21 protein-coding genes and 1 pseudogene are annotated in these 24,271 nt (G+C 74.4%); 3 read left to right on the top strand and 19 right to left on the bottom strand.

Features of this window, described 5'->3' with window-relative positions; genetic code table 11:
• The first annotated feature begins 40 nt into the window (after nt 1–40).
• Nucleotides 41–1,168, top strand: a complete 1,128-nt coding sequence (locus GCU60_RS11630; RefSeq protein ID WP_163205342.1) for a PQQ-dependent sugar dehydrogenase — start codon at nt 41–43, stop codon at nt 1,166–1,168.
• Nucleotides 1,169–1,294: 126 nt separating this feature from the next.
• Here the strand turns inward: GCU60_RS11630 and GCU60_RS22085 are convergent.
• The 4 genes and pseudogenes from GCU60_RS22085 to gatC form a co-directional block, all read right to left on the bottom strand.
• A pseudogene (locus tag GCU60_RS22085) lies at nt 1,295–1,492 on the bottom strand (GNAT family N-acetyltransferase); the annotation flags it as partial.
• Nucleotides 1,493–1,665: 173 nt separating this feature from the next.
• Nucleotides 1,666–3,165, bottom strand: a complete 1,500-nt coding sequence (gene gatB / locus GCU60_RS11620; protein ID WP_163205340.1) for an Asp-tRNA(Asn)/Glu-tRNA(Gln) amidotransferase subunit GatB — start codon at nt 3,163–3,165, stop codon at nt 1,666–1,668.
• The gene (gatA, locus tag GCU60_RS11615; RefSeq protein WP_163205338.1) at nt 3,162–4,679 is read right to left on the bottom strand and encodes an Asp-tRNA(Asn)/Glu-tRNA(Gln) amidotransferase subunit GatA; all 1,518 of its coding nucleotides are present in this window, start codon (nt 4,677–4,679) and stop codon (nt 3,162–3,164) included. Before gatA ends, gatB begins: the two co-directional genes overlap by 4 nt.
• On the bottom strand, nt 4,679–4,996 hold the full coding sequence (gatC, locus tag GCU60_RS11610) for an Asp-tRNA(Asn)/Glu-tRNA(Gln) amidotransferase subunit GatC (RefSeq protein WP_163205336.1): 318 nt from the start codon (nt 4,994–4,996) through the stop codon (nt 4,679–4,681). Before gatC ends, gatA begins: the two co-directional genes overlap by 1 nt.
• A 170-nt stretch (nt 4,997–5,166) precedes the next feature.
• On the opposite strand from gatC, the gene GCU60_RS11605 reads away from it, so the two are divergent.
• Complete coding sequence (locus GCU60_RS11605; RefSeq protein ID WP_163205334.1) at nt 5,167–5,841, top strand: ACT domain-containing protein; 675 nt, start codon at nt 5,167–5,169, stop codon at nt 5,839–5,841.
• A gap of 70 nt (nt 5,842–5,911) precedes the next feature.
• Nucleotides 5,912–7,939, top strand: a complete 2,028-nt coding sequence (locus tag GCU60_RS11600; protein ID WP_163205332.1) for an HNH endonuclease signature motif containing protein — start codon at nt 5,912–5,914, stop codon at nt 7,937–7,939.
• A gap of 21 nt (nt 7,940–7,960) precedes the next feature.
• Here the strand turns inward: GCU60_RS11600 and ligA are convergent, their stop codons facing one another.
• The 15 genes from ligA to GCU60_RS11530 form a co-directional block, all read right to left on the bottom strand.
• Nucleotides 7,961–10,117 carry an NAD-dependent DNA ligase LigA gene (gene ligA, locus GCU60_RS11595; RefSeq protein ID WP_163205330.1) on the bottom strand — a complete coding sequence of 719 codons (2,157 nt, stop codon included), beginning with the start codon at nt 10,115–10,117 and terminating at the stop codon, nt 7,961–7,963.
• Nucleotides 10,118–10,171: 54 nt separating this feature from the next.
• Nucleotides 10,172–11,182 carry a methionine synthase gene (locus GCU60_RS11590; protein WP_163205327.1) on the bottom strand — a complete coding sequence of 337 codons (1,011 nt, stop codon included), beginning with the start codon at nt 11,180–11,182 and terminating at the stop codon, nt 10,172–10,174.
• A gap of 10 nt (nt 11,183–11,192) precedes the next feature.
• A complete protein-coding gene (gene mnmA, locus GCU60_RS11585; RefSeq protein ID WP_163205325.1) occupies nt 11,193–12,305 on the bottom strand; it encodes a tRNA 2-thiouridine(34) synthase MnmA in 1,113 nt (370 codons plus the stop codon).
• On the bottom strand, nt 12,302–13,489 hold the full coding sequence (locus GCU60_RS11580) for a cysteine desulfurase family protein (protein ID WP_163205324.1): 1,188 nt from the start codon (nt 13,487–13,489) through the stop codon (nt 12,302–12,304). Before GCU60_RS11580 ends, mnmA begins: the two co-directional genes overlap by 4 nt.
• Nucleotides 13,486–14,874 carry an MFS transporter gene (locus GCU60_RS11575; protein WP_345770544.1) on the bottom strand — a complete coding sequence of 463 codons (1,389 nt, stop codon included), beginning with the start codon at nt 14,872–14,874 and terminating at the stop codon, nt 13,486–13,488. The genes GCU60_RS11580 and GCU60_RS11575 overlap by 4 nt, the downstream gene beginning before the upstream one ends.
• Before the next feature lie 132 nt (nt 14,875–15,006).
• Nucleotides 15,007–15,969, bottom strand: coding sequence for an electron transfer flavoprotein subunit alpha/FixB family protein (locus GCU60_RS11570; RefSeq protein WP_163205322.1), 963 nt, complete (start codon nt 15,967–15,969; stop codon nt 15,007–15,009).
• A gap of 34 nt (nt 15,970–16,003) precedes the next feature.
• Nucleotides 16,004–16,783 carry an electron transfer flavoprotein subunit beta/FixA family protein gene (locus GCU60_RS11565; RefSeq protein WP_163205320.1) on the bottom strand — a complete coding sequence of 260 codons (780 nt, stop codon included), beginning with the start codon at nt 16,781–16,783 and terminating at the stop codon, nt 16,004–16,006.
• A gap of 117 nt (nt 16,784–16,900) precedes the next feature.
• Entirely contained in the window at nt 16,901–18,031 is a 1,131-nt protein-coding gene (locus GCU60_RS11560) for a pyridoxal-phosphate dependent enzyme (protein WP_163205318.1), read from the bottom strand.
• A gap of 28 nt (nt 18,032–18,059) precedes the next feature.
• On the bottom strand, nt 18,060–18,230 hold the full coding sequence (locus tag GCU60_RS19880; RefSeq protein WP_204261875.1) for an RGCVC family protein: 171 nt from the start codon (nt 18,228–18,230) through the stop codon (nt 18,060–18,062).
• 102 nt (nt 18,231–18,332) lie between these two features.
• Nucleotides 18,333–19,427 (bottom strand): ABC transporter ATP-binding protein, encoded by a 1,095-nt coding sequence (locus GCU60_RS11555; protein ID WP_163205316.1) that lies wholly within the window; start codon nt 19,425–19,427, stop codon nt 18,333–18,335.
• Complete coding sequence (locus GCU60_RS11550) at nt 19,424–20,311, bottom strand: ABC transporter permease (RefSeq protein WP_345770543.1); 888 nt, start codon at nt 20,309–20,311, stop codon at nt 19,424–19,426. The genes GCU60_RS11555 and GCU60_RS11550 overlap by 4 nt, the downstream gene beginning before the upstream one ends.
• A 73-nt stretch (nt 20,312–20,384) precedes the next feature.
• Entirely contained in the window at nt 20,385–21,233 is an 849-nt protein-coding gene (locus tag GCU60_RS11545) for an ABC transporter permease subunit (RefSeq protein ID WP_163205314.1), read from the bottom strand.
• A 59-nt stretch (nt 21,234–21,292) separates the two neighbouring features.
• The gene (locus tag GCU60_RS11540) at nt 21,293–22,438 is read right to left on the bottom strand and encodes an extracellular solute-binding protein (RefSeq protein ID WP_163205311.1); all 1,146 of its coding nucleotides are present in this window, start codon (nt 22,436–22,438) and stop codon (nt 21,293–21,295) included.
• Nucleotides 22,439–22,583: 145 nt separating this feature from the next.
• Nucleotides 22,584–23,372: an enoyl-CoA hydratase/isomerase family protein gene (locus GCU60_RS11535; protein ID WP_163205309.1), complete on the bottom strand. Its 789-nt coding sequence runs from the start codon at nt 23,370–23,372 to the stop codon at nt 22,584–22,586.
• A gap of 71 nt (nt 23,373–23,443) precedes the next feature.
• Nucleotides 23,444–24,247 (bottom strand): ABC transporter ATP-binding protein, encoded by an 804-nt coding sequence (locus GCU60_RS11530; RefSeq protein ID WP_345770542.1) that lies wholly within the window; start codon nt 24,245–24,247, stop codon nt 23,444–23,446.
• Nucleotides 24,248–24,271 lie beyond the last annotated feature (24 nt).

Genomic DNA, 24,271 nt, shown 5'->3' with positions numbered 1-24,271 from the left:
CGGCGCGAGCCGTGGGCGGCACGCACGTACTGTGAGTCGGGTGAGGCCGACCAGGGCGTGGCGCGGGCCGCGGGTGCTCGCCGCGGTGCTGACCGGCCTGCTGCTGACCGCCTGCGGCGACGGCGGCTACGAGCCCGCCGGCCCCTTCCGCCCGCTGCCCGAGGGGGCGCCGCCGAAGGTCGGCCCGCCGCCGACCGGCATCCCGCCGGGCCCCGCGCAGCCGGGCTCCGGCGAGGAGGGCGGCGACCCGAACGTCGTCGCCACCGATCTCACCGTGCCCACCGGCCTGGTGCTGCTCCCCGACGGCTCGGCGATCGTCGGGGAGCGCGAGACCGGTCGGCTGCTCCAGGTGTTCCCCGACCGCTCACCTGCCCAGGAGCTGATGGTCGTCCCCGGCATCGACACCGCCGGCGACGGCGGGCTGCTGGGCCTGGCCCTCTCCCCCACTTTTCTCGAGGACGGGCTGCTGTTCGCCTACATCTCGACCGCCACCGACAACCGGGTCGTGCGCTTCCCCGTCGGCGGCACCCCCAACCCGGTGCTCACCGGCATCCCGCGCGGCGAGGTGGGCAACGGCGGGGCCCTGATGACCGGCCTGGACGGGAGCCTCTACGTGGGCACCGGGGACGCCGGCGACCCGGCGCTGGCCGCAGACCCGGCGTCGCTGGCGGGCAAGGTGCTGCGGATCGACGTCTTCGGCCGGGGGGTGGGCCCCGACCCGGTGTTCAGCCGGGGCCACCGGGACGTCACCGCGCTGTGCCAGGACGAGGAGCGGATCTACGCCACCGACGAGGCGCGGGAGGGCCCCGACGAGTTCGAGGTCGTCGCCGAAGGTGGGGACGCGGCGGCACCGCCCCTGGTGGCCATCCCGGCCGAGGAAGGCGGGCTCGGCGGGTGCGCCGTCGTCAACGGCACGGTGTTCCTGGGCGCGCTGGACGGCGAGCGGGTGCACGTGCTGACCCTCGACCAGGACGGCGCCCCGGTGGAGGACGCCACGAACGAGGTGCTCGGTGGCCGCTACGGCCGGCTGCGCACCGTCGTCCTCGACGCCGAGGGCGCGCTCTGGGTGACCACGTCGAACAAGGACGGCATCGGCACCCCCGGCGAGGGCGACGACAAGGTGCTCCGGATCCGGCCGCCGGGCGGCCAGCCGCAGTCCCCGCTGTAGACCCTGCCGCCGATCCCGCTCCGCGTCACCGCGTGAACCGGTGGACGACGTGGTCCCGGGGGTCCAGGTGGCGCCCGCGCGGCGCAGCGCCCGCCACGACGCCTCGTTGCCCAGGGCCACCGGCACGAGCACGTCCCGCGCGTCCGGGTGGTCGGCGAAGCCGCGGGCGACGGCCGCCGCGATCATGGCCGCGCCCAGCCCACGTCCGCGGGCCTCCGGCTCCCCGACCAGGTAGTCGATGCCGAGCGCGCCCGGCGGGACCGGGCACACGGTGCCGAGCTCGGCCAGCGACTCCGGCTCGTCGTCGAACCGGTAGACCTGCACCAGGCCGAACGGCTCCCCTCGTGCAGGCCGAGGAGAACCGCGGTGACATCGCAGTCCTCCGGACTGCACCGCGGCCAGGTGCCGTTCCCGGCTCCGCCGGGCCGTTGAGTCACGCCTGCGCGGAACCCTCCGGGCCCCACTCCGCGTGACGGGGCGCCCGGAGGGTTCCGAACTCAGTCGCCGACCAGGCGCTCCTCGAGCATCCGCTTCACGGTGGCGGCATCGGCCTTGCCGCGGGTCGTCTTCATGACCGCACCGACCAGCGCGCCGATCGCCTGCAGCTTGCCGCCGCGCACCTTGTCGGCCACGTCGGGGTTGCCCTCGATCGCGGCCTCGACGGCGGCGACCAGCTCGTCGGACTCCCCCATGACGGCGAGCCCGCGGGCCTCCACGACCTGCGCCGGGCGGCCCTCGCCGGCCAGCACGCCGTCGAGCGCCTGCCGGGCCAGCTGGTCGTTGATCGTGCCGGCGGAGATGAGCCCGATCAGCTCGGCCACCTGCTGCGGGGTGACCGCCAGCTCGCCGAGCTCGGTGCCGGCGTCGTTGGCGCGGCGGGCGAGGTCGCCCAGCCACCACTTGCGGGCGTCCCCGGGCGAGGCGCCGGCGGCGACGGTCTCGCTGACCAGCTCGACGGCGCCGGCGTTGACCAGCCAGGCCATCTCGGTCGGCGAGATGCCCCACTCGTCGGAGAGCCGGGTGCGGCGGGCGGCCGGCAGCTCGGGCAGCTCGGCGAGCAGCGAGGCCACCCACTCCTCGTCCGGGGCGACCGGCACGAGGTCGGGCTCGGGGAAGTACCGGTAGTCGGTCGCCTCCTCCTTGCTGCGGCCGGGCGAGGTGGACCCGGTGTCCTCGTGGAAGTGCCGGGTCTCCTGGAAGATCCGCTGCCCCTCGTCGAGCAGGGCGGCCTGGCGGCGCATCTCGAAGCGCACGGCCCGCTCGACCGACCGCAGCGAGTTCACGTTCTTGGTCTCGGTGCGGGTGCCCCACTCGAGGCTGCCGATCGGGGCCAGCGAGGTGTTGACGTCGCAGCGCAGGTTGCCCTGCTCCATGCGCACCTCGGAGACGCCGAGGGCGACCAGGATCTCGCGCAGCTCGGTGACGTAGGCCTTGGCGACCTCGGGCGCCTTCGCGCCGGCGCCCGGGATGGGCCGGGTGACGATCTCCACCAGCGGGATGCCCGCGCGGTTGTAGTCGATCAGCGAGTGGTCGGCGCCGTGGATGCGGCCGGTCGAGCCACCGACGTGCAGGTTCTTGCCGGTGTCCTCCTCCAGGTGCACCCGCTCGACCTCGACGCGGTATGTCTCGCCGTCGACCTCGACGTCCAGGTGCCCTGCGGTGCACAGCGGCTCGTCGTACTGCGTCGTCTGGAAGCCCTTGGGGATGTCCGGGTAGAAGTAGTTCTTCCGGGAGAACCGCGCCCAGGTGGCGATGCGGCAGCCCAGCGCCAGGCCGATGCGGATCGTCGACTCGATCGCGGCCGCGTTCGCCGCGGGCAGCGAACCGGGCAGGCCGAGGCAGACCGGGCAGGTCTGGGTGTTGGGCTCGGCGCCGAAGGTCGTCGAGCAGCCGCAGAACATCTTCGACGCGGTGCCCAGCTCGACGTGGGTCTCCAGACCGATGACCGGCTCGTACCGGGTCAGGACCTCGTCGTAGTCGACCAGGGTGTCGCTCATGAGGGGGTGTTCTCCATCCCGGCGAGGAACGTGTGCCCGCGGGCGGCGTCCTGGGCCGCCTCGAGGGCGGCGGCCACCCGGTAGCAGCGGTCGTCGGCCAGCGCCGGGGCCATGACCTGGAAGCCGACCGGCAGCCCCTCGGACAGGCCGCAGGGCACCGAGATCGCCGGCACGCCGGCCAGGCTCGCCGGCAGCGTGCACAGGTCGGCGGCGTACATGGCGATCGGGTCGTCGACGCGGGCGCCGATCGACCAGGCCACCGTCGGGCTGGTGGGGCTGACGAGCACGTCCACGTCGTCCCAGGCGGTGGTGAAGTCGCGGGTGATCAGCGTCCGGACCTTCTGCGCCTGCCCGTAGTAGGCGTCGTAGTAGCCGGCCGACAGCGCGTACGTGCCGAGGATGATCCGGCGCTTGACCTCGGGGCCGAAGCCCTGCTCGCGCGTGAGCGCCATGACCTCGTCGAGGTCGCGGCTGCCGTCGTCGCCGACACGCACGCCGTACCGGACGCCGTCGAAGCGGGCCAGGTTGGACGATGCCTCGCTGGGCGCGATCAGGTAGTAGGCGGGCAGCGCCAGGTCGAAGGCGGGGCAGGAGACCTGCCGGACCTCCGCGCCCAGGCTCTCCAGCAGGGCGACGGTCTCGGCGAACCGGGCGAGCACACCGGCGTCGTAGCCGTCGGCGTGGCCCTCCCCGCCGAGCTCGGTGACGACGCCGACCTTCAGGCCGGACAGGTCGCCCTCGGCGCCGCGGCGGGCCGCATCGGCCAGCACCGGCACCGGCGAGTCGATGCTCGTGGAGTCCAGCGGGTCGTGCCCGGCGATGGCCTCGTGCAGCAGGGCGGCGTCGAGCACCGTGCGGGTCATCGGTCCGGCCTGGTCGAGGCTGGAGGAGAACGCGATCAGCCCGTAGCGGGACACCGAACCGTAGGTGGGCTTGTGCCCGACCAGCCCGGTGACGGCGGCCGGCTGGCGGATCGAGCCACCGGTGTCGGTGCCGATGGACCAGGGGGCGAGGCCACCGGCGACGGCCGCCGAGGACCCGCCGGAGGAGCCGCCGGGGATGCGGTCGGTGTCCCAGGGGTTGCGGGTGACCTGGTAGGCGGAGTTCTCGGTGGAGGAGCCCATGGCGAACTCGTCCATGTTGGTCTTGCCCAGCAGCACCGTGCCGGCCGCCTTCAGCCGGGCGGCCAGGGTGGCGTCGTACGGCGGCCGCCAGCCCTGGAGGATCTTCGAGCCGCTGGTCGTGGGCACGCCCTCGGTGACGACGACGTCCTTGAGCGCCAGCGGGACCCCCGCGAGGGGACCCAGCTCCTCGCCCGTGGCCCGGGCCGCGTCGACGGCGCCGGCGGCGGCCAGGGCCGCCTCGGCGTCGACGTGCAGGTAGGCGCCGATCGTGGCGTCGGTCTCGGCGATGCGGTCGAGGTAGGCCTGCGTCACGTCGACGGAGCTGAGCTCGCCGGACTGCAGCGCGCTGCTCAGGTCGGCGGCGCTGCTGGCCGTGATGTCGGCTGTCATCACGCCTCCTCCCCCAGGATGCGCGGCACGCGGAAGCGGCCGTCCTCCGCCGCGGGCGCGCCGGCGAGGACGACGTCGCGCGGCAGGCTCGGCCGGGCCACGTCGGGGCGCATGACGTTGGTCATCGGCACGGCGTGCGTGGTGGGGGCGACGTCGGCGACGTCGGCCTTGCCCACCTGGGCGACGGCGTCGAGCACGGCGGCGAGCTGACCGGCGAACAGGTCCAGCTCCTCGTCGCTCACGGCCAGCCGGGACAGGTGCGCCAGGTGCGCCACCTCGTCGCGGGTCAGCTGGCCCTTCGGGGAGGGGGTGCTCATGCTGCGGTGGAACTCCACTTCGGCGATGCCCGGCGGCCCGCTCCGGGGCCGGGACGTGACCGGGTCACTGTACGTGGGCCCCTCCGGCCGCTGGTCAGCGTGAGAGGGTGCTCCCGATCGCGATCGACGGAGATCGGCCCGCAACCGGCGAGGACTCCCCCGGAGGAACCGTGTCCTATCTCCTGCGCCTGGTCGTGCCCGACCGCCCCGGCGCGCTCGGCGCCGTCGCCACCGCACTGGGCACGGCGGGCGTCGACATCGTCTCGCTCGACGTCCTGGAGCGCGCCCACGGCATCGCCGTCGACGACATCGTGGTGGACCTGCCGGCCGACCGGCTGCCCGACAGCCTGATCACCGCCGCCCGGAGCGTCCCCGGGGTCGAGGTGGAGTCGTTGCGGCCCTTCGCCGGGCCGCTGGACACCCACCGCGAACTGGAGCTGCTGGAGGCGCTGTCCCGTGGGGAGCGGGCGCCGACGGAGCTGCTGGCCACGGAACTGCCGCGGGTGTTCCACAGCAGCTGGGCGGCCGTCCTGGACGGCGCCGGGCAGCCGGCACCGCTGCCCGAGGGGGCCGTGCTCGCGGCGTCGGAGGCGGCGCCGGTCTTCACCGGCCTGACGCTGCCGTGGCTGCCGCTGTCGGGGCCGCGGCTGCTGCCGAGCGACGACTCCTGGCTGCCGGAGCGCTGGCAGGAGATGGCCATCGAGATGATGGCCGTGCCCTTCGGCGCCGGCCGGGCGCTCGTCCTCGGCCGCTCGGGCGGGCCGGCGTTCCGCCGGTCGGAGCTGCTGCGGCTGGCGCACCTCACCGGCATCGCCGCCACGGTCGGAGTCCTCCCCCCGGTCTGATCGCCTCGCCCAGGGGTCCGGATCCCTTTCCGCGCCGAAAGTGTCGGTGGTCGAACATACGATCGAAGGCATGGAGGAGGCGCCCACCCGCACCGTCGCGGACGGCGGCGCGCCCGCTGCGGGCTGGGCCTCAGGCCCGCTCGGTGCGGTGCAGGCGGCCGACCGCGAGATCGCTCGGCAGACGGCGGTGCGGGCCCGCGCGGTGGCCGAGTTCGCCGCGTCCCGACCGGCGTCGGTGGACCGGCAGCCCGGAGAGCCGGGCGCGATGAGCGCCGCTCGGCGTGCGGCGCGACCGCAGGTGCTGGTCGACGTGAGCGAGTGGGCGACGCAGGAGCTGGCGCTGGCCCTCTCGCTCTCCACCGAGGCGGCCCAGCAGCTGCTCGAGCGGTCGTCGACCCTCGTGCGCCGGCTACCCGGCACGCTCGCCGCACTGGAGGCGGGCACCCTCCATGTCGGTCACCTGTGGACGATGCTCGAGCGGGTCGGCTGCATCGGCGACGACGAGGTCCGCCTGAGGATGGAGCGGGACCTCGTCGCGTGGGCGGCCGGGCGGGTCACCACGCCGGCGCAGCTCGCCGCGAAGGCTCGCCGGATGGGCCTGGCCCGGCTCGACGCCGAACGGCTGCTGCGGGCACTCCGCGAGCGCGGTGTCTGGGCGCGGCCGGACCGGCGGGACGGCATGGCGGTGCTGGAGTCGCTGCTCACCGTGCCCGAGGCCCAGGCGATGGTCGACGTGCTGGGGCAGTACGCGGACCAGCTGGACGACCCGGACGACACCCGGACCCGTGGGCAGAAGATGGCCGACGTCCTGCTCGACCTCGTGCTGCGCCGCGGCGAGCACGCTCTCCCGCCGGTGCAGGCGCACCTCACCGTCGTGGCGGGGGCGCGCACCCTCGCCGGTGGTGATGTACCCGGTGAGATCGGCGGCGAGCCGGTGCCGGCGAAGATGGTGCGCGCGCTGGCCCGCGGCCTGGGCCTGCTGCCGGAACCTGCCGCCCCCGCCGAGCCGCCGGAACCCGCGGCCGCACTCCCGGCGACCGTGTGGGATCCCGGGAGCTCCGCACCCGAGAGCTGGCCGGAGTGGCTGTGCGAGGCCGACCGGCGGTGGGAGGCAGAGTTGGAGGAGCGCGCCCTGGCCGGCGTGTGGCGCGGCGAGGACGACCCACCGCCGGAGGTGCAGCTCCAGTGGTGGAACGACGAGCCGCCGTGGATCGAGGAGTCACCACAGGACAACGACGACGACCGGCACGCGCCCCGCCGCGTCCCGGTCGCGGATGACACAGGACCGGCTCCGGGCCCTCCGCCCGACGCAGGCGCGGAACCGGCTCCGACCACCCGCACCGCCGACGCGAGACCTGCCGCGGCCGCCCGCGGCAGCTCGTGGGCTGCTGCGCATGCGGCGGTCCAGGACGCGGGCCTTGCCCTGCTCCGGTTGGACCGGGCCGTCGGCAGCGCCTCGGCAGCGGTGGGCCGCGCCTGGTTGGCCGATCGACAGGACGAGCACGACTGGCGGCGCGGTCCAGCCGGTCGCATCGACGCCGCCCACTCCGATCTTGCGGCGCTGACCGCCGCGACCGACGCCCAGCGGGCCGAGCTCGCTGCGCTGCTCGACCGGTCGGCCGGCGGGACGCTGGTGGACCGGCCGCGGATCGCGGTGGTCGACGAGCTCACCGGGGCGCTGGTTGCGCTCACCGACAGCCGCGAGCTCCGCCGGCACGCGCACTGCGGCCGCCCGGCCTGCGCCCGCAGACCCGGCGTCTGCGACCACGACCTGGCCGGCCGCCCCGGGCTCGGTCCACCCCCACCCACCGACGGGTACCGCCCGGGCGCCGCGCTGGACAGGTTCCTGCGCGCCCGCGACCGCCGCTGCCGGTTCCCCGGCTGCCGCCGCCGCGTCCCCCGGGGCGGCGAGCTGGACCACAGCACGCCCTATCCCGACGGGCCGACCTCGGCGGCGAACCTGACCGGGTTCTGCACCGGCCACCACCGCGGCAAGCACCAGGCCCCTGGCTGGACCTACGACCTCGAGCCCGACGGCACGCTCACCGTCAGCGCGCCCACCGGCCTGGTGGCCAGCACCGAACCGCCGCCGTTCTGACCCGGCGCACGCCGGAAGCCATCAGGCCTCGGTGCCGTCCCCGATCGTCGCGACGGCGCGGGCCGCCTCGGGCCCGTCCTCCAGCAGCACGCGGAGCCCGTCGTCGTCCAGGATCGGCGCCTTCACCTGCACGGCCTTGTCGTACTTGCTGCCGGGGTCGGCGCCGACGACCACGAAGCCGGTCTTCTTCGACACCGATCCGGTCACCTTGCCGCCGCGCTCCTGGATGGCCGCGATCGCCTGATCGCGGCTGTAGTCGCGCAGCGACCCGGTGACCACGACGGTGACCCCGGTCAGCGGGCCGGGGCCGGCGTCCTCCCCCTCGTCGGCCATCCGCACCCCGGCCTGCCGCCACTTCTCCACGACATCGCGGTGCCAGTCCACCTCGAACCAGTCGCGCACCGACGTGGCGATGGTGGGCCCGACCCCGTCGGCGGCGGCCAGCTCCTCTTCCGACGCCTCGATGATCCGGTCCAAAGAGCGGAAATCGCGAGCCAGGGCCTGCGCTGCCGTGGGGCCGACGTGCCGGATCGACAGGGCGACCAGCACGCGCCACAGCGGCACGTCCTTGCGGGTCTGCAGGTTGGTGAGCAGCTTGGCACCGTTGGCCGACAGCGCCCCGTCCTTCTTGGTGAAGAACGGCGAGCGCTGCAACTGCTCCTCGTCGAGGAAGAAGATGTCGCCCTCGTCGGTCAGCAGGGAGCTCTGCAGCAGAGCGATGGCCGCCTCGTAGCCGAGGTTCTCGATGTCGAAGGCACCACGACCGGCCACGTGGAAGACCCGCTCCCGCAGCTGCGCCGGGCAGGACCGCGCGTTGGGGCAGCGGATGTCGGCGTCGCCCTCCTTCTCCGGCCGCAGCTCGGTGCCGCACTCGGGGCAGTGCGTGGGCATCACGAACTCGCGCTCGGACCCGTCGCGCGCCGCCACCACCGGGCCGAGCACCTCGGGGATGACGTCGCCGGCCTTGCGGATGACGACCGTGTCGCCGATCAGCACGCCCTTGCGGACCACCTCGGACGCGTTGTGCAGGGTGGCGAGCTGCACCGTCGACCCGGCGACCTTCACCGGCTCCATGTAGGCGAACGGCGTGACCCGCCCGGTGCGGCCCACGTTCACCCTGATGTCCAGGAGCGTGGTGGTCGCCTCCTCCGGCGGGTACTTGAACGCGATCGCCCAGCGCGGGGCACGCGACGTCGACCCCAGCCGGCGCTGCAGCGCGTACTGGTCGACCTTGACGACGACGCCGTCGATCTCGTGCTCGACGGAGTGCCGCTGCTCCTTGGTCTGCTCGATGTAGGCCCAGACGGCCTCGAGGTCGTCGGCGACCCGGGAACGGTCGCTCACCGGCAGCCCGAGCTCGCGCAGCCGGTCGTAGGCCGCCGACTGCCGGTCGACGTCGAAGCCGCGGTGCGCCCCGACCCCGTGCACCACCAGGCGCAGCGGACGAGAAGCGGTGACCTTCGGGGCCTTCTGCCGCAGCGAGCCGGCGGCGGCGTTGCGCGGGTTCGCGAACGGGGCCTTCCCCGCCTCGACCAGACCGGCGTTGACGTCGGCGAAGCCGGCCACCGGGAAGTAGATCTCGCCGCGGACCTCGAGCAGCTCCGGGACGTCGTCGCCGGTCAGCTGCTGCGGGACGTTGGCCATGGTGCGGACGTTCGCGGTCACGTCCTCCCCCGTCGTCCCGTCACCCCGGGTCGCCGCGCGGATCAGCCGGCCGTTCTCGTAGACGATCGCGACCGCGACGCCGTCGACCTTCAGCTCGCACAGGTAGCCCGCCCCGGACGCGCCCTCGCGCTCCACCCGGGCCGCCCACGCCGACAGCTCGTCGCTGCTGAAGGCGTTGTCCAGGCTCTGCATCCGCTCCAGGTGCTGCACCGGGGCGAAGGTGGCGGTGAACCCGCCGTTGACCTTCTGGCTGGGCGACTCCGGGGTGACCAGCGCGGGGTGGGCGGCCTCGATCTCCTTGAGCTCGCCCATCAGCTCGTCGTACTGGCCGTCGCTGATCAGCGGCTCGTCGCGGACGTAGTACGCGAAGGCGTAGCGGTCGAGCTCCTCGGAGAGGTCGCGGTGCCGCGTCCGGGCGCCGTCGGGCACCTCGGTGAGGTCCTCGCGGTCGGTCGGCGCACCGACCGGCAGCTGCTCGACGCTGGGTTCCTCGACTCCGGCCTCGCTGGTCACGCTGGAACGGTATCCGGCGGGTACGACGGCCAACCGGGGCTCACCCGGTCGGGCTCACTCCGGCAGCAGGTACTTCGCGGCCTCGCGCACGTGGGCCATGGCGGCGCGGGCGTGGGCCGGCGACGCCCCGGCCAGCCCGCACGCGGGGGTCAGCGTCACCGCGTCCGCCAACTGCTCGACCGGGAAGCCGAGCTCGCTCCACCAGGCCTGCACCCGCGAGGCGGTGGCCTTCGGCGCCGGCAGCCGGGCGTCGGTGCCCGGGACGACGCCGAGCAGCAGGTGCACCCCGGCGTCGACGGCCTCGCCGACCGCGTCGAGGTCCTGCACGAGCCCGAGGTCGAAGGAGAGCCCCGCCGCACCGGCGGCGCGGAAGAGACCCAGGGGCATCCGCGGGGCGCAGCAGTGCACCACGACCGCGCCCGGCAGGGCGCGGATCACCGCACCGAGCTCCTGCTCGACCACGTCGGCGGCGACGGCGGACAACTTGCCGAAACCGCTCACCGTCGGCAGCCCGCCCTGCAGCACCGCCGGGACCGAGGGCTCGTCGAGCTGGACGACGACCTGCGCCCCGGGCACCCGCGCCTGCACCGCGGCCACGTGCGCGCTCAGGCCCTCGGCGAGGGACTGGGCCAGGTCGCGACGGGCGCCGGCATCGACCACCGCGCGGTCCCCGCGGGTCCGCTCGAGGCCGGCGGCCAGGGTCCAGGGACCGGCGGCCTGCACCTTGAAGGGGCCGGTCCAGCGCTCGGCGACGTCGTGCAGCGCGTCGAGGTCGCGGGCCAGGAACTCCTCGGCCCGCTGCTGGTCGATGCCGGCCCGGGGCACCAGGCGCCAGCCGGCCGGCGTCAGGTCGAAGGAGAGGTCCACCAGGAGCGCGGCGCTGCGGCCGAGCATGTCGGCGCCCGCGCCCCGGCCGGGCAGCTCGGGGAGGTGAGCGAAGCCGGGCAGCTCCCCGACCACCGTGCGCAACGCCTCGGCCGGATCGGTGCCGGGCAGCGATCCGACACCGGAGGCCGCCCCCCACGTGGTGGCAGCCGGCCTCGGGTCGCTGTTCTCGGAGCTCACGCCGGCGACGCTAGTCCGCCAGCACTTCCCGCCCGACCGCGCCCCGGCGCCGGCTCGACGTCCGGATGGCTGCCTGCCCGAGCACCCGGTCGCCCCGCTCGGCGTCCGGTTCGTACAGGACGGCGGACTGACCGGCGGCGACCCCGCGCTGCACGGCGTCGACCCGGATCACCAGCCCGCCGTCGTCGCCCGCGCCCACCTCGCAGGCCACCGGCTCCCCGTGCGCCCGCAGCTGCACCTGGGCCCGGAGCGGCAGCGCCGGAACCGCACCGGTCCAGGTGGCGGCGGCGGTGGTGATCTCGTCGACGCCGGCGAGGTCGGCGGTGCCGATCGTGACGGTGCGGCTCACCGGCTCGATGCCCAGCACGTAGCGGGGCTGCTGGTCGCCGACGCTCACGCCGAGCCCGCGCCGCTGGCCGACGGTGAAGCCGTAGGTGCCGTCGTGCTCGCCGACGGTGGCCCCGGTGGCGGCGTCCACCAGCGGGCCGGGCCGGCTGCCCAGCTTCCGGGCCAGGAAGCCGCGGGTGTCGCCGTCGGGGATGAAGCAGATGTCGTGCGAGTCGGCCTTGGTGGCCACGGCGAAGCCACGCTCGGCGGCGATCTCGCGGACCCGGTCCTTGGTCATGCCGCCCAGCGGGAACATCGCCGCCGCGAGCTGCTCGGGGGTGAGCACCCCCAGCACGTAGGACTGGTCCTTGCCGGCGTCCACCGACCGCCGCAGCTCGCCGTCGGCCAGCCGGGCGTGGTGGCCGGTGACGACCGCGTCGAAGCCCAGCGCCCGTGCCCGGTCCAGCACCGCGGTGAACTTGATCTTCTCGTTGCAGCGCAGGCACGGGTTGGGGGTGCGCCCGGCCGCGTACTCGGCCACGAAGTCCTCGACGACGTCCTCGCGGAAGCGGTCGGCGAGGTCCCACACGTAGAAGGGGATGCCGAGCTCGTCGGCGACCCGGCGCGCGTCGTGCGCGTCCTCCACGCTGCAGCACCCGCGGGCCCCGCTGCGCAGGGTCTGCCGGTCGGGCGAGAGCGCCAGGTGCACCCCGGTGACGTCGTGCCCGGCGTCGACGGCCAGGGCCGCGGCCACCGCGGAGTCCACTCCCCCGCTCATCGCCGCCAGCACCCTCATCGCCGGCCCCCGGCCCGCCGGGCACGCTCGACCACCGGCGCGATGACCTCGAGCACGGCGTCCACGTCGGCGTCGGTGCTGGTGTGCCCCAGGCTGAACCGCAGCGAGCTGCGGGCCCGGTCCGGCTCGGCGCCGACGGCCAGCAGCACGTGGCTGGGCCGGGCCACGCCGGCGCTGCAGGCCGATCCGGTGGAGCACTCGATGCCCCGAGCGTCGAGCAGCATGAGCAGGGCGTCGCCCTCGGCTCCGGGGAAGGACAGGTGGGCGTTGCCCGGCAACCGGCCGGGACCGGAACGGACGACGTCGTCCAGCGCGGCGCCGTTCAGCTGCACGTCGGGCACCTGCTCCACCACGCCGGCCACGAGCCGGTCGCGCAGCCGGCTCACCGCGGCGGCGCGCTCGACCCGGCCGCCGACGGCCGCTCCGGTCGCCACCGCCAGCCCCACGATGGCCGCGACGTCGAGGGTCCCGGAGCGCACGTCGCGCTCCTGACCGCCGCCGTGCAGCAGCGGGGTGCACTCGGCGTCCCGGCGCAGCAGCAGCGCCCCGGCACCCATGGGGCCGCCGAGCTTGTGACCGGTCATGGTCAGCGCGTCGACGCCGCTGGCCCCGAAGTCCACGAGCACCTGCCCGACGGCCTGCACGGCATCGGTGTGCAGCGGGACCCCGACGTCGTGCGCCGTCGCGGCCAGCTCGGCGATGTCGCTGACGGTGCCGATCTCGTTGTTGGCCCACATCACGCTGGCGACGGCGACGTCGGTGCCGTCGCCCAGCGCGGCGGCGAGCGCTGCGGGGGTGACCCGGCCGGTCGGCTCCACCTGCAGCCAGGTGACCTCGGCGCCCTCGTGCTTGGCCAGCCACTCCACGCTGTCCAGGACCGCGTGGTGCTCCGCCGGGCTCACGACGATCCGGCGCCGGCGGGAGTCGGCCTCCCGGCGGGCCCAGAACAGCCCCTTGACGGCGAGGTTGTCGCTCTCGGTGCCCCCGCCGGTGAACAACACCTCGGAGGGGCGTGCGCCGACCGCCTCGGCCAGCCGCTCGCGGGCCTGCTCGGCGGCGCGCCGGGCGGCCCGGCCGCTGGCGTGCAGCGAGGAGGCGTTGCCGACCCGGCCCAGCTGCTCGGCCATCGCGGCCACGACCTCGGGTAGCACCGGCGTGGTCGCCGCGTGGTCGAGATACGTCATGACGCAGCCAATGTAGTCGCGCCCTCCGGAGCGCCTCGGCCCGGCGATGCGGTGCGGCCGGCGATCCCCGCGCCCAGCAGCGCGGGCACGGTCAGCACGGCGACCGCGACGAGCACCGCGGGCCACAGCGGGCCGTCGCCGTCGGCGGCCCCGGCCACCAGCACCCCGGCGAGGCCGACGAGGAGGGCCGAGGCCGTGACGTCGGAGATCTGCAGCGCCGCGGAGTTGGCCCCGCGCTCGGCCTCCGGTGACTGGTCGAGCAGCAGCACGCCGACGCTCGGCATGCCCAGCCCCATGCCGACGCCGGCCAGCCCCCACGTCAGGTAGGCCGGCCAGCCACCGAGCCCGGGGACGGCGATCGCGGCGGTGGCGGCCAGACCGGTGGCGAGCACGAGGCATCCCGCCCGCAGGACCCGCTGGCGGGGGACGTCGGGCAGTCGCCCCTGGAGCTGCGCGGCGAGCACCCAGCCGACCGCCCCCGCGGTCAGCGGGAGCCCGGCGGTGGCGGCGCTCCAGCCGTGCTGCTCGGTCAGGACGAACGGGATCAGCGCGTCCATGCCGAAGAAGGCGCCGGCCAGCAGCCCGCGGGAGGCGACGACCGCGGGGATCCCGGGGCGGGCCCGGACGGTGCCGCGGGGCAGGAGGCGCCGCAGCCCGAGGGCCAGGGCGGCGGCACCCAGGACGGCGAGCGGGACGGCGAGGAGGTCCAGGCGCTGGCCGGCGTACTGCAGCGCCGCGATGCCGGTTCCGGCCAGCACGGCCCAGGAGGCCTTGCTGCGCTGCGGCGTCCCCCCACCCGGGGGCGCAGTCCCGGGCCCGGCGGTGAGCAGCAGCGCGAGGCCGGCCGCGACCAGCGGCACGAGCCCGAGGAAGACGCCGCGCCAGCCGACGTGGGTGGTCACCAGGCCGGCGGCCAGCGGCCCGATCAGCGCGGGCAGAACCCACCCGGCCGCGAAGGCGCCGAACAGGCGGGGGCGCAGCCGGGAGGAGTACGCCTGCCCGGCGATGACGTAGAGCAGCACGATGACCACCCCGGCGCCGAGCCCCTGGACGGCGCGGCCCAGGACGAGCACGGCCATGTGCTGGGCGATCCCGGCGACGACCAGGCCGGCCGCGAACACCAGCACGCCGGCCAGGACGCCCCGGCCGGGAGCTCGCCGGTCCCCCACCTCCCCGCCGACGACCATGCCGACGACCGAGGTGACGAGGAAGGCGCTGAACGGCCAGGCGTACCAGGCGACCGCGTCGAGCTCGGCCACCGCGCTGGGCATCGCCGTGCCGACCGCCATCGCCTCGAAGGCGATGAGCGTGACGAGGGTCAGCAGCCCGGTCGTCGTCCGCCGGTGGCCGGCGTCCCAGATGCTCTCGTCGGCCCGACCGTCCACGTTCCGCCCAACCCTGCATCGCCGCGTGTGCTTCCCGTTCGGCGGCGATGTCACCGTTTCCCGAGCCCGGAACGGCGTCGAGCGCCGACCCCCGGAGGGATCGGCGCTCGACGGTGTGGTGCTGCTGAGCCCCTACTTGCGGGCGTTGATCTGCTCGGTGGCGGCCGGCACGACCGTGTTCAGGTCGCCGATGACACCGAAGTCGGCCAGCTCGAAGATCGGGGCCTCGGGGTCCTTGTTGATGGCCACGATGGTCTTCGAGGTCTGCATGCCGGCGCGGTGCTGGATCGCACCGGAGATGCCGACGGCCACGTAGAGGTTCGGCGAGACGGTCTTGCCGGTCTGCCCCACCTGGAAGGAGTGGGGGTAGAAGCCGGAGTCCACCGCGGCGCGCGAGGCGCCGACGGCCGCGCCGAGCGAGTCGGCCAGGCCCTCGATGACCGAGAAGTTCTCGGCGCTGGCGACACCGCGACCGCCGGAGACGACGATCGAGGCCTCGGTGAGCTCGGGGCGGCTGCTCTTCTGCTCCACCACGCGCTCGACCACGCGGACCTGCTTGGCGGCGTCGCTGATCGACACCGACACCGGCTGCTCGGCGCCCGCGGCCGGAGCCGCCTCCGGGGTGACCGAGTTGCCGCGCAGGGTGTAGATCGGGGTGCCGACCGTCACCTGCGAGTGCACGATCGTCGCCCCGGCGAAGGCCGCCTGGGTGGCGGTGCCGTCGGAGGCGATCTCGGTGACGTCGGTGAGGAAGCCGCTGCCGGTCTTGATGGCCAGGCGGGCGGCGATCTCCTTGCCCTCCGGCGAGGAGGGGATGACGACGGCGGCGGGCGACTTCTCGCTCACCAGCTGCGCCAGCACCTCGGCCTTGGGGGCCACGAGGTAGGCGTCGACGTCGTCGGACTCGGCGACGTAGACGGTCGCGGCGCCGTACTCCGCGAGCGTGTCCTTGACACCGGCGGCCGTGCCCGGCGCGCCGAGGACGACGGCCGACGGCTCACCGAGCGCACGCGCCGCGGTCAGGGCTTCCAGGGTGGTCTTGCGGACTCCGCCGCCGGCCGGGTTGAGCTCGGCCAGGACCAGGACCTCTGCCATGGGGTTTCTCCTCTTCCTTCGATCCGGGCCGGACTCAGACGATCTTCTGGCTGGCGAGGTAGTCGACGAACTTCTGCGCGCCGTCGCCCTCGTCGGTCACCTTGACGCCCTCGCCCTTGGGCGGGCGGCCGGCGAAGTCGAGCACCTTGCTGGTGGCCGTCGCCAGGCCCACGCTGCCGGCGTCGACGCCCAGGTCGGCCAGCGACTTGGTCTCCACCGGCTTCTTCTTGGCGGCCATGATCCCCTTGAAGGAGGGGTAGCGCGGCTCGTTGATCGTGTCCCAGGTGGAGATGATCGCCGGGAGCGGGGCCTCGAGGGCCCAGAAGCCGCCGTCGGTCTGCCGCTCCACCTTCGCGGTGCCGCCCTCGATGGTGACCTTGCGGGCACCGGACAGCTGCGGGAGGCCCAGGCGCTCGGCGAGCAGGGCCGGCATGACCGACAGCTGCGCGTCGGTGGCCTCGGCGCCGCAGAGCACGAGGTCGTACTCCATCTGCTGCAGGGCCGCGGCGATGACCGCCGAGGTCTGCACCGCGCACGAGCCGTGGATGGCGTCGTCCACGACGTGCACGGCCTTGTCGGCGCCCATGGACAGCGCCTTGCGGATGGCGTCGGTGGCGGAGTCGGGGCCGACGGTCAGCACCGTGACCTCACCGCCCTGCGCCTCCTTGATGGTGAGCGCCTCCTCGATGGCGTACTCGTCCATCTCGTTGATGACGTTGTCGGCGGACGCACGGGCGACGGTGTTGTCGGCCGGGTCCAGCTTGCGCTCACTTCCCGAGTCCGGGACCTGCTTGACAAGAACGACGATGTTCATCGCGCTGAACCTTCCTCAGGACGCGTTCAGGATGCGGGCACGGCGGCCCGCCTGGCTCCGATCATGGAGGTTACTGGTGGGTAACGCCGCTGCGGTACGAGGGGCAGGTGAGTCACATCACGCCCGGGTCCCGCCGAGGCCCGTCCACTCCCCCGTCGCGGCGAATCGGCGGAGGGTCTCGGCGTGGGGCGCCAGGTCGAGTCCCTGGGCGGCCACCCACTCGTCGGAGTAGTACGTGTGGGCGTAGCGCTCCCCGCCGTCGCACAGCAACGTGACGACGCTCCCCCGGCGGCCGGCGGCCACCATCTCCGCGACCAGCCCGAACGCGCCCCAGAGGTTGGTGCCGGTCGAGCCGCCCGCCCGCCGGCCGGTGACCCGCTCCAGGTGCCGCACGGCGGCCAGCGAGGCGGCGTCGGGCACGCCGATCATGCGGTCGACGATCGTGGGCACGAAGGAGGGCTCCACCCGGGGCCGGCCGATCCCCTCGATGCGCGAGGGCGTCCCCGTCGTCCAGCCGAGGTCACCGGCTGTGTAGCCGGGGAGGAACGCGGAGTTCTCCGGATCGACGACGGCCAGCCGGGTGGGGTGCCGGCGGAAGCGGATGTAGCGACCGATGGTGGCGCTGGTGCCGCCCGTGCCGGCGCCGACCACGACCCACTCGGGCACCGGGTGCGGCTCCGCCGACAACTGCTCGAAGATCGACTCGGCGATGTTGTTGTTGCCCCGCCAGTCGGTGGCCCGTTCGGCGTAGGTGAACTGGTCGAGGTAGTGGCCGCCGCAGTCGGCAGCCAGCCGCCGGGCCTCCTCGTACATGTCCGGTGCGCGATCGACGAAATGGCAGCGGCCCCCGTGGAACTCGATCAGCGCGATCTTCTCCGGGCTGGTCGACCGCGGCATGACCGCGACGAACGGCAGCCCCAGCATCCGGGCGAAGTAGGCCTCGCTCACCGCCGTCGAGCCGCTGGAGGCCTCCACCATCGTGCTGCCCTCGGTGATCTGCCCCGAGCACAGCCCGTAGAGGAACAGCGACCGGGCCAGCCGGTGCTTGAGGCTGCCGGTCGGGTGCGTCGACTCGTCCTTGAGGTACAGATCGACGCCCCACTCCGGCGGCAGCGGGTAGACCAGCAGGTGGGTGTCGGCGCTGCGCCGGGCGTCGGCCTCGACCGCGGCCACGGCCCGGTCCACCCAGGCCCGGCCGGCGGGATCGGACCGGTCGACGACGGAGGGCGTGCGATCGGGGGCTGTCACCCGCGCATGATCGCGCACTCCGCTCCGCTCAGGCGGGGCAGACGCACCCGTGCGCCGCAGCGCCCCCGGCGAGCTGGGCCTGGGTCGCCTGGCAGAAGCGCAGCGAGATGCGGTCGTGGTCGGCCAGCGCATGCGGGCAGACCTCGCAGGTGGCCTCCGCCGACGAGGCGGGGATGACGGCGGACGGGGCGGAGGTCATGCGGTCGACCTGACTGAGCCGGTGCAGGCTCGGGTGTTCGTGCTCCCGGTCCGGCACCGGCGCGGGGGCCGGTGCGCGAGGTGAACCGCGACTCCCCCGACGCTACGCCCCGTCGCCCGCCGGCTCGGCCGGCGCGACGAGCACCGGCCGGTCGGCGGGGGTCACCGTGACGGCGGCCCCCGGCCGCAGCAGCTGGCTGTCGGCGCTGGCGACGTCGATGCGCACCTCGACGCCGTCGCCCAGCCCGACGAGCACGCGGGTGGAGGCCCCGGAGAACGTGCGGGTCACCACCCGGCCCGTGCCGGCCGGGTCGGCCGAGACCAGCAGCGACTCCGGGCGGACCAGGGCCACCAGCGGCCCGCCGGACGGGGCTGCCCCGGCCAGGGGACGCCGGGCGCCGAGCAGGTGCACCTCGCCGCCGGAGAGCGTCGCGGGCAGCCGGTTCATCGTGCCCACGAACTCGGCCACGAACGCCGTCGCCGGGCGCTCGTAGAGGTCGTCGGGCGAGGCGATCTGCTCCAGCCGCCCGGCACGCATCACACCCACCCGGTCGGCGACCGAGAGCGCCTCGGCCTGGTCGTGGGTGACGAACACGGTGGTGATCCCGAGGTCGAGCTGGATCCGCCGGATCTCCTCGCGCAGCTGCACCCGCACCTGGGCGTCGAGCGCCGAGAGGGGTTCGTCGAGCAGCAGCACCTGCGGCGCGACCGCCAGGGCTCGGGCGAGCGCGACCCGCTGCTGCTGGCCGCCGGAGAGCTGGTGGGGGTAGCGGTTCCCGCTATCGGCCAGCCCGACCAGCTCCAGGAGCTCCGCGGCCCGGTGGGTCTGCTCGGCCCTGCCGCGCCGGCGCACCCGCAGCCCGAAGGCCACGTTCTCGGCCACCGTCAGGTTCGGGAACAGGCTGTAGGCCTGAAAGACCATCCCGGTGTCCCGCTTGTTCGGGGGCACGTCGGTGACGTCGCGGCCGTCGATCAGCACCCCGCCGGCGTCGGGCCGATCGAACCCGGCGATCGCCCGCAGCGCCGTGGTCTTCCCGCAGCCGGAGGGGCCGAGCAGGGCCAGGAACTCCCCGCCGGTGATGTCCAGGTCCAGACCGTCGAGGGCGAGGACGGACCCGTAGCGACGGGTCAGGCCCTCGAGCCGGACGGCCACACCGGGACGCACCGGGGCCTCGACGCGAGCACGGGCGGTGGTCATGAGCTCTCCTTCGGGCCCCGGCGCCGGTCGAGCGTCGAGATGAGCAGAAGCAGCAGCCAGGTGACGACGAGGGACAGCACCGACACCGCGACCGACAACTGCGCCTGGGACCCCGAGATCCGCACGATCCACGTGGGGAAGGTCTCGAAGCCGAGGATGGAGGCGACGGTGAACTCGCCGAGCACGAGGGCCACGGTGAGGAACGCCGCGTTGAGGACCGAGGTGCGCAGGACCGGCAGCACGACCGATCCGAGCACCCGCGGCCACGAGGCGCCGAGGTTGCGGGCGGCCTCGGTGAGGGTGCGCAGGTCCGAGCCGCGCACGCCGGCGTCGAGCGCGCGGTAGACGAAGGGCAGCGCCAGGACGACGTAGACCAGCACCAGGATCCACGGCAGCGCCGGCCTCTGGAGCGCGAACATCGCCTCGGCGACCGGGGTGCCGTAGAAGTAGTCCGGCGCCCAGGCCAGCACGCTGCGCACACCGACGACCAGCGCGATCGGGGGCAGCACGAGCGGTGCGAGCGTCAAGAGCTCCACCGCCGTCCGCAGCCGGGGCAGCCGCAGCTCCACGAGCACGACGGTGGGGACCATGAGCAGCAGGGCCAGGACCACGGTCAGGCCGGCCAGCAGCAGCGAGCGGCCGAAGGCCTCGGCGAAGCCCGCGGCGCCGGGGATCGCGCCGTACACGCGGCCGGTGACCCCGCCGTCGGCCCGGTCGCGGACCGTATACCAGATCGAGGCGCCGATCGGGACGAGGAAGTAGGTGCCGAGGGCCAGGAGGACGGCGATCCGCCACGCCCCGGCACCGCGCCGGCGCGAGGGCCGCACCGGCGTCCCGGGAGCCACGCCGCCGGCATTGGCGACGCTCTCCGCGAGCGCGGTCACGGTGCCTCCTCGCCGGCGCTCGTCGCAACCGTGCCCGGCGGTGCTGCGTCTCCGCGTGCCCTCGCGAGCTCGGTCACGTCAGCCACCGCTGGGTTCGCTTCTGCACCCAGGCGTAGAAGACCATGACCACGCCGACGAGCAGGACCATGCCGAGCGCCAGCGCCTTGCCGAGGTTCTCCGCCCCGACGACGACGTTGCTGGACAACGCGTCGGCGATCTGCAGGGTGACCAGCGGGACGCTGCTGCCGACCAGTGCCTTGGCGGTCGCGTAGGCGGCGAACGCGGAGGCGAACAGCAGCATCGTCGCGCCGAGGACCGGCGGTAGGAGCACCGGCCCACCGACGTGCCGCCAGTACTGCCAGCCGGTGGCGCCGAGGTTGTCGGCGGCCTCCCGCCACTGCGGGCGCAGCGCCTCCAGCGCCGGGACGATGGTGAGCACCATCAGCGGGATGAGGAAGTACAGGTAGACCACCGCCAGGCCGGTCATGGACTGGAGCGTGAAGCCGCCCAGCCCGATGCCGAGCGTGTCGGTGAGGAAGGCGGTGACCACCCCCTGCCCGCCGATCGTCGCGAGGAAGGCGAAGGCCAGCGGAACGCCGCCGAAGTTGGCCAGCACCCCGGACGCGGTGAGCACGAGGCGGCGCAGCAGCCGGCCGCGCCTGGCGCGCAGGATCGCCATCGCCAGCGCCAGCCCGAGCACGGCGCTGAGCACCGCGGTGATGGCCGAGAGCTGGAGGCTGCCCAGGTAGGCGCGGCGGTACGGCCCGCCGGTGATGGCCGTGATCGAGCCGGTCGACCAGGTCTCCTCGAAGGTGACCGGGTCGGTGGCGCGGAAGGCCTCGACGGCCAGCACCCCGATGGGCAGCAGCAGGAAGACGCCGATGTACAGGAAGAACGGCAGCGTCCCCAGGACGGAGAGCACCCGGCCGCGCCGGCCCCTGCGTCGAGGGGCCGGCGCGACCGGTGCGGCGGCTGTGGTGCTCAGCCCGAGATCTCCGCGTTCCAGCGCTCGTTGACGACCTGCTTGGCGGCCGTCTCCTGCTCCTCGGTCGGGAACTCCGCGGAGCCCTCGACGGTGGGGAGCTTGGCCAGCGCGTCGGGGTCGGCCGTGCCGTCCTCCTCCATGGCGGGCAGCCGGACCGGGCGGGCGCCACCGTTCAGCCAGATGTTCTGGCCCTCGTCGCTGTACAGGAACTCCTGCCAGAGGCGGGCGGCCGCCGGGTGCGGGGCGAACTTGCTGACCGCCTGGCTGTAGTAGCTGCCGAACAGCCCGTCGGAGGGGACGGCGACCTCCCACGTCGTGCCGGACGACGCGAGGTCCTCGGTGTAGGACGCGTTGAGGTAGTCCCAGTCGAGGACGATCGGGGTCTCGCCGCTGTCGATGGTCGCCGGGGTGCTCTCCACCGGGTTGAAGTTGCCGGCCTCCTTCAGCTCGACGAAGAAGTCGATGCCGGGGCCGATGTCATCGAGGCTGCCGCCCTGGGACAGCGCGGCCGCCCAGACGCCGCCGAACGCCGCGGCCGCCTGCGTCGGGTTGCCGTTGAGCGCGACCTGACCCTCGTAGCGCGGGTCGAGCAGCTCGGCGAAGGAGCTCGGGCACTCGCCCACGATGGTGGCGTTGCAGCCGATCGACAGGTAGCCGCCGTAGTCGTTGAACCAGTGGCCGTCGGCGTCCTTCTGGCCCTCGGGGATGTCGTCCCAGGTCTCCACCTGGTAGGGCGCCAGCAGGTCCTGCTGCTGGGCCTGGCGGGCGAACGCCGTCCCGAGGTCGAGGACGTCGGGCGCGCGGTCCTGCCCGCGCTGGCTCTCGACGGCGTTCAGCTCGTCCTGGCTGGAGCCGTCCGGGCTGGCCGAGTTGATCTCGATGTCGTACTTCTCGCTGAAGGTCTCGAGCATCTCGCCGTAGTTGGCCCAGTCCGGCGGCAGGGCGATGACGTTGAGCTCGCCCTCGGCCTGCGCGGCCTCGATGAGTGCCTCCATGCCGCCGCCGCCCTCGGCCGACGTGGCGGTGGCCCAGTCCGAACCAGTGCCGCCGGAGCCGCTGCCGCCGTCGTCGGAGCCGCAGGCAGTCAGGGTGATGCCGGCCGTCACGACCGCGACGGCGGCTCGCAGGGTGGTGCGTCGCACAGGTCCTCCTGGTGTGGTGCCGTCCTCGGCCCGGACCCCGTTGGTCCTGACCGGACGGCCTCGCGCATTGTGGCCGACCCGGAGGGGCCGCGCCCGGTACTCACGCGTGACGGTCGGATGACCTTTCGGCGACGGACCGCCCCGTTCAGCGGCCGGTGAAGGTGGCCTTGCCCGGCCCGCTCTCCAGGAAGGAGCGCATGCCGGTCTTCTGGTCCTCGCTGTCGAAGAGGCCGGCGAACAGGCGGGTCTCCAGGGCCAGCCCCTCGTCGAGGGAGCCGTCGAGGCCACCGTCGATGGCCTGCTTGGCGGCGGCGAGGGCCAGCGGCGGGCCGGCGGCGAACTTCTTGGCCATGGCGACGGCGGTGGAGTAGACCTCGGCGTCGGGGACGACGGCGTCGGCCAGCCCGATCTCCAGCGCCTCCTCTGCACCCACGTGCCGGCCGGTGAAGACGAGGTCCTTGGCCTTGGCCGGGCCGACCAGGCGGGCCAGCCGCTGGGTGCCGCCGGCGCCGGGGATGATCCCGAGCAGGATCTCCGGCTGGCCGATCTTCGCCGAGGCGCCGAGCACCCGGAAGTCCGCGCACAGGGCCAGCTCGTAGCCGCCACCGAGGGCGTAGCCGGTGATCGCGGCGATGACCGGCTTGGGCAGCTGGGCGAGGGTCCGGAACGAGTCCTGCAGCTCCTTGCCCCACGCGGTCATGCCGGCGGCGTCGAGCTGGGACATCGCCTTGATGTCGGCGCCCGCGGCGAACACCCGCTCGCCGCCGTAGACCACCACGGCGCGGACGTCGTCGCGGCCGGCGGCCTCGGTCGCGGCGGCGCGCACCTCCAGGTGCAGCTGCTCGTCGATCGCGTTCATCTTCGGCCGGTCGAGGCGGATCGTGCCCACCCCGTCCTCCACCTGCAGGGTCACGAACTCGGGCGCTCCAGACATGGCCCGAACCCTATAAGGACCCCCTCCCCCTCACCCCTCGCTCCGCTCGGGCCGAGCCTCTGGAGGGGGCCTCAGGCGCGGCGGGCGGTGAAGCGGCCGTCGGTGCGGGTGAGCGAGAGCGCCAGGCCGAACGTGTCCGACAGCATCTGCGCGGTCAGGACGTCGTCCGCGGCGCCGGAGGCCACCACCTCGCCGTCGCGGAGCAGCAGGGCGTGGGTGTAGCCCGGCGGGATCTCCTCGACGTGGTGGGTGACCAGCACCTGCGCCGGCGCGTAGTGGTACTTCGCCAGGTCCGACAGGCGGGCCACCAGGTCCTCGCGGCCGCCGAGGTCCAGGCCGGCGCCGGGCTCGTCGAGGATGAGCAGCTCCGGGTCCGGCATCAGCGCCCGGGCGATCTGCGCGCGCTTGCGCTCGCCCTCGCTGAGCGTGCCGAAGGGCCGGTGCGCGTACTGCGCGACCCCCCACTGCGACATCAGCAGCCCCGCGCGGGTCAGGTCGTGCACGTCGTAGCGCTCCCGCCACCGGCCGACCACCGCGTACCCGGCGGAGACCACGATGTCCCCGGTCTTCTCCCCCGGGTCGATCCGCTGGGCCAGGGAGGCGCTGGTGATCCCGATCCGGGGGCGCAGCTCGAAGACGTCGACCGCGCCGAGCGTCTCGCCGAGCAGCCGGACCTCGCCGCGCGTCGGGTGCATCAGCGCCGACGCCAGCTGCATGAGCGTCGTCTTCCCCGCCCCGTTCGGCCCCAGGACGACCCACCGCTGGTCGGCCTCCACCCGCCAGTCGACGCCCCTGAGCAGGTGGTTCTGCCCCCGGACGACGTCCACCCCGGTCATCCGTACGACGGCCCCCTCGGAGGCGCCTGAGCTCGACACGCCCCCATCCAATCAACCTTTCCC

Origin of the sequence: Blastococcus saxobsidens (assembly GCF_010682065.1) — a bacterium.
GTDB classification, from domain to species: Bacteria; Actinomycetota; Actinomycetes; order Mycobacteriales; family Geodermatophilaceae; genus Blastococcus; species Blastococcus saxobsidens_B.
This window is presented reverse-complemented; position numbering and strand designations above follow the sequence as displayed.

Excerpts from the sequence above, each read along its gene's own strand:
- gatB (WP_163205340.1), bottom strand. The coding sequence starts at position 3,165 with ATGAGCGACACCCTGGTCGACTACGACGAGGTCCTGACCCGGTACGAG.
- gatA (WP_163205338.1), bottom strand. The coding sequence starts at position 4,679 with ATGACAGCCGACATCACGGCCAGCAGCGCCGCCGACCTGAGCAGCGCG.
- gatC (WP_163205336.1), bottom strand. The coding sequence starts at position 4,996 with ATGAGCACCCCCTCCCCGAAGGGCCAGCTGACCCGCGACGAGGTGGCG.
- GCU60_RS11600 (WP_163205332.1), top strand. The coding sequence starts at position 5,912 with ATGGAGGAGGCGCCCACCCGCACCGTCGCGGACGGCGGCGCGCCCGCT.
- mnmA (WP_163205325.1), bottom strand. The coding sequence starts at position 12,305 with ATGAGGGTGCTGGCGGCGATGAGCGGGGGAGTGGACTCCGCGGTGGCC.
- GCU60_RS11580 (WP_163205324.1), bottom strand. The coding sequence starts at position 13,489 with ATGACGTATCTCGACCACGCGGCGACCACGCCGGTGCTACCCGAGGTC.
- GCU60_RS11570 (WP_163205322.1), bottom strand. The coding sequence starts at position 15,969 with ATGGCAGAGGTCCTGGTCCTGGCCGAGCTCAACCCGGCCGGCGGCGGA.
- GCU60_RS11565 (WP_163205320.1), bottom strand. The coding sequence starts at position 16,783 with ATGAACATCGTCGTTCTTGTCAAGCAGGTCCCGGACTCGGGAAGTGAG.
- GCU60_RS19880 (WP_204261875.1), bottom strand. The coding sequence starts at position 18,230 with ATGACCTCCGCCCCGTCCGCCGTCATCCCCGCCTCGTCGGCGGAGGCC.
- GCU60_RS11555 (WP_163205316.1), bottom strand. The coding sequence starts at position 19,427 with ATGACCACCGCCCGTGCTCGCGTCGAGGCCCCGGTGCGTCCCGGTGTG.
- GCU60_RS11535 (WP_163205309.1), bottom strand. The coding sequence starts at position 23,372 with ATGTCTGGAGCGCCCGAGTTCGTGACCCTGCAGGTGGAGGACGGGGTG.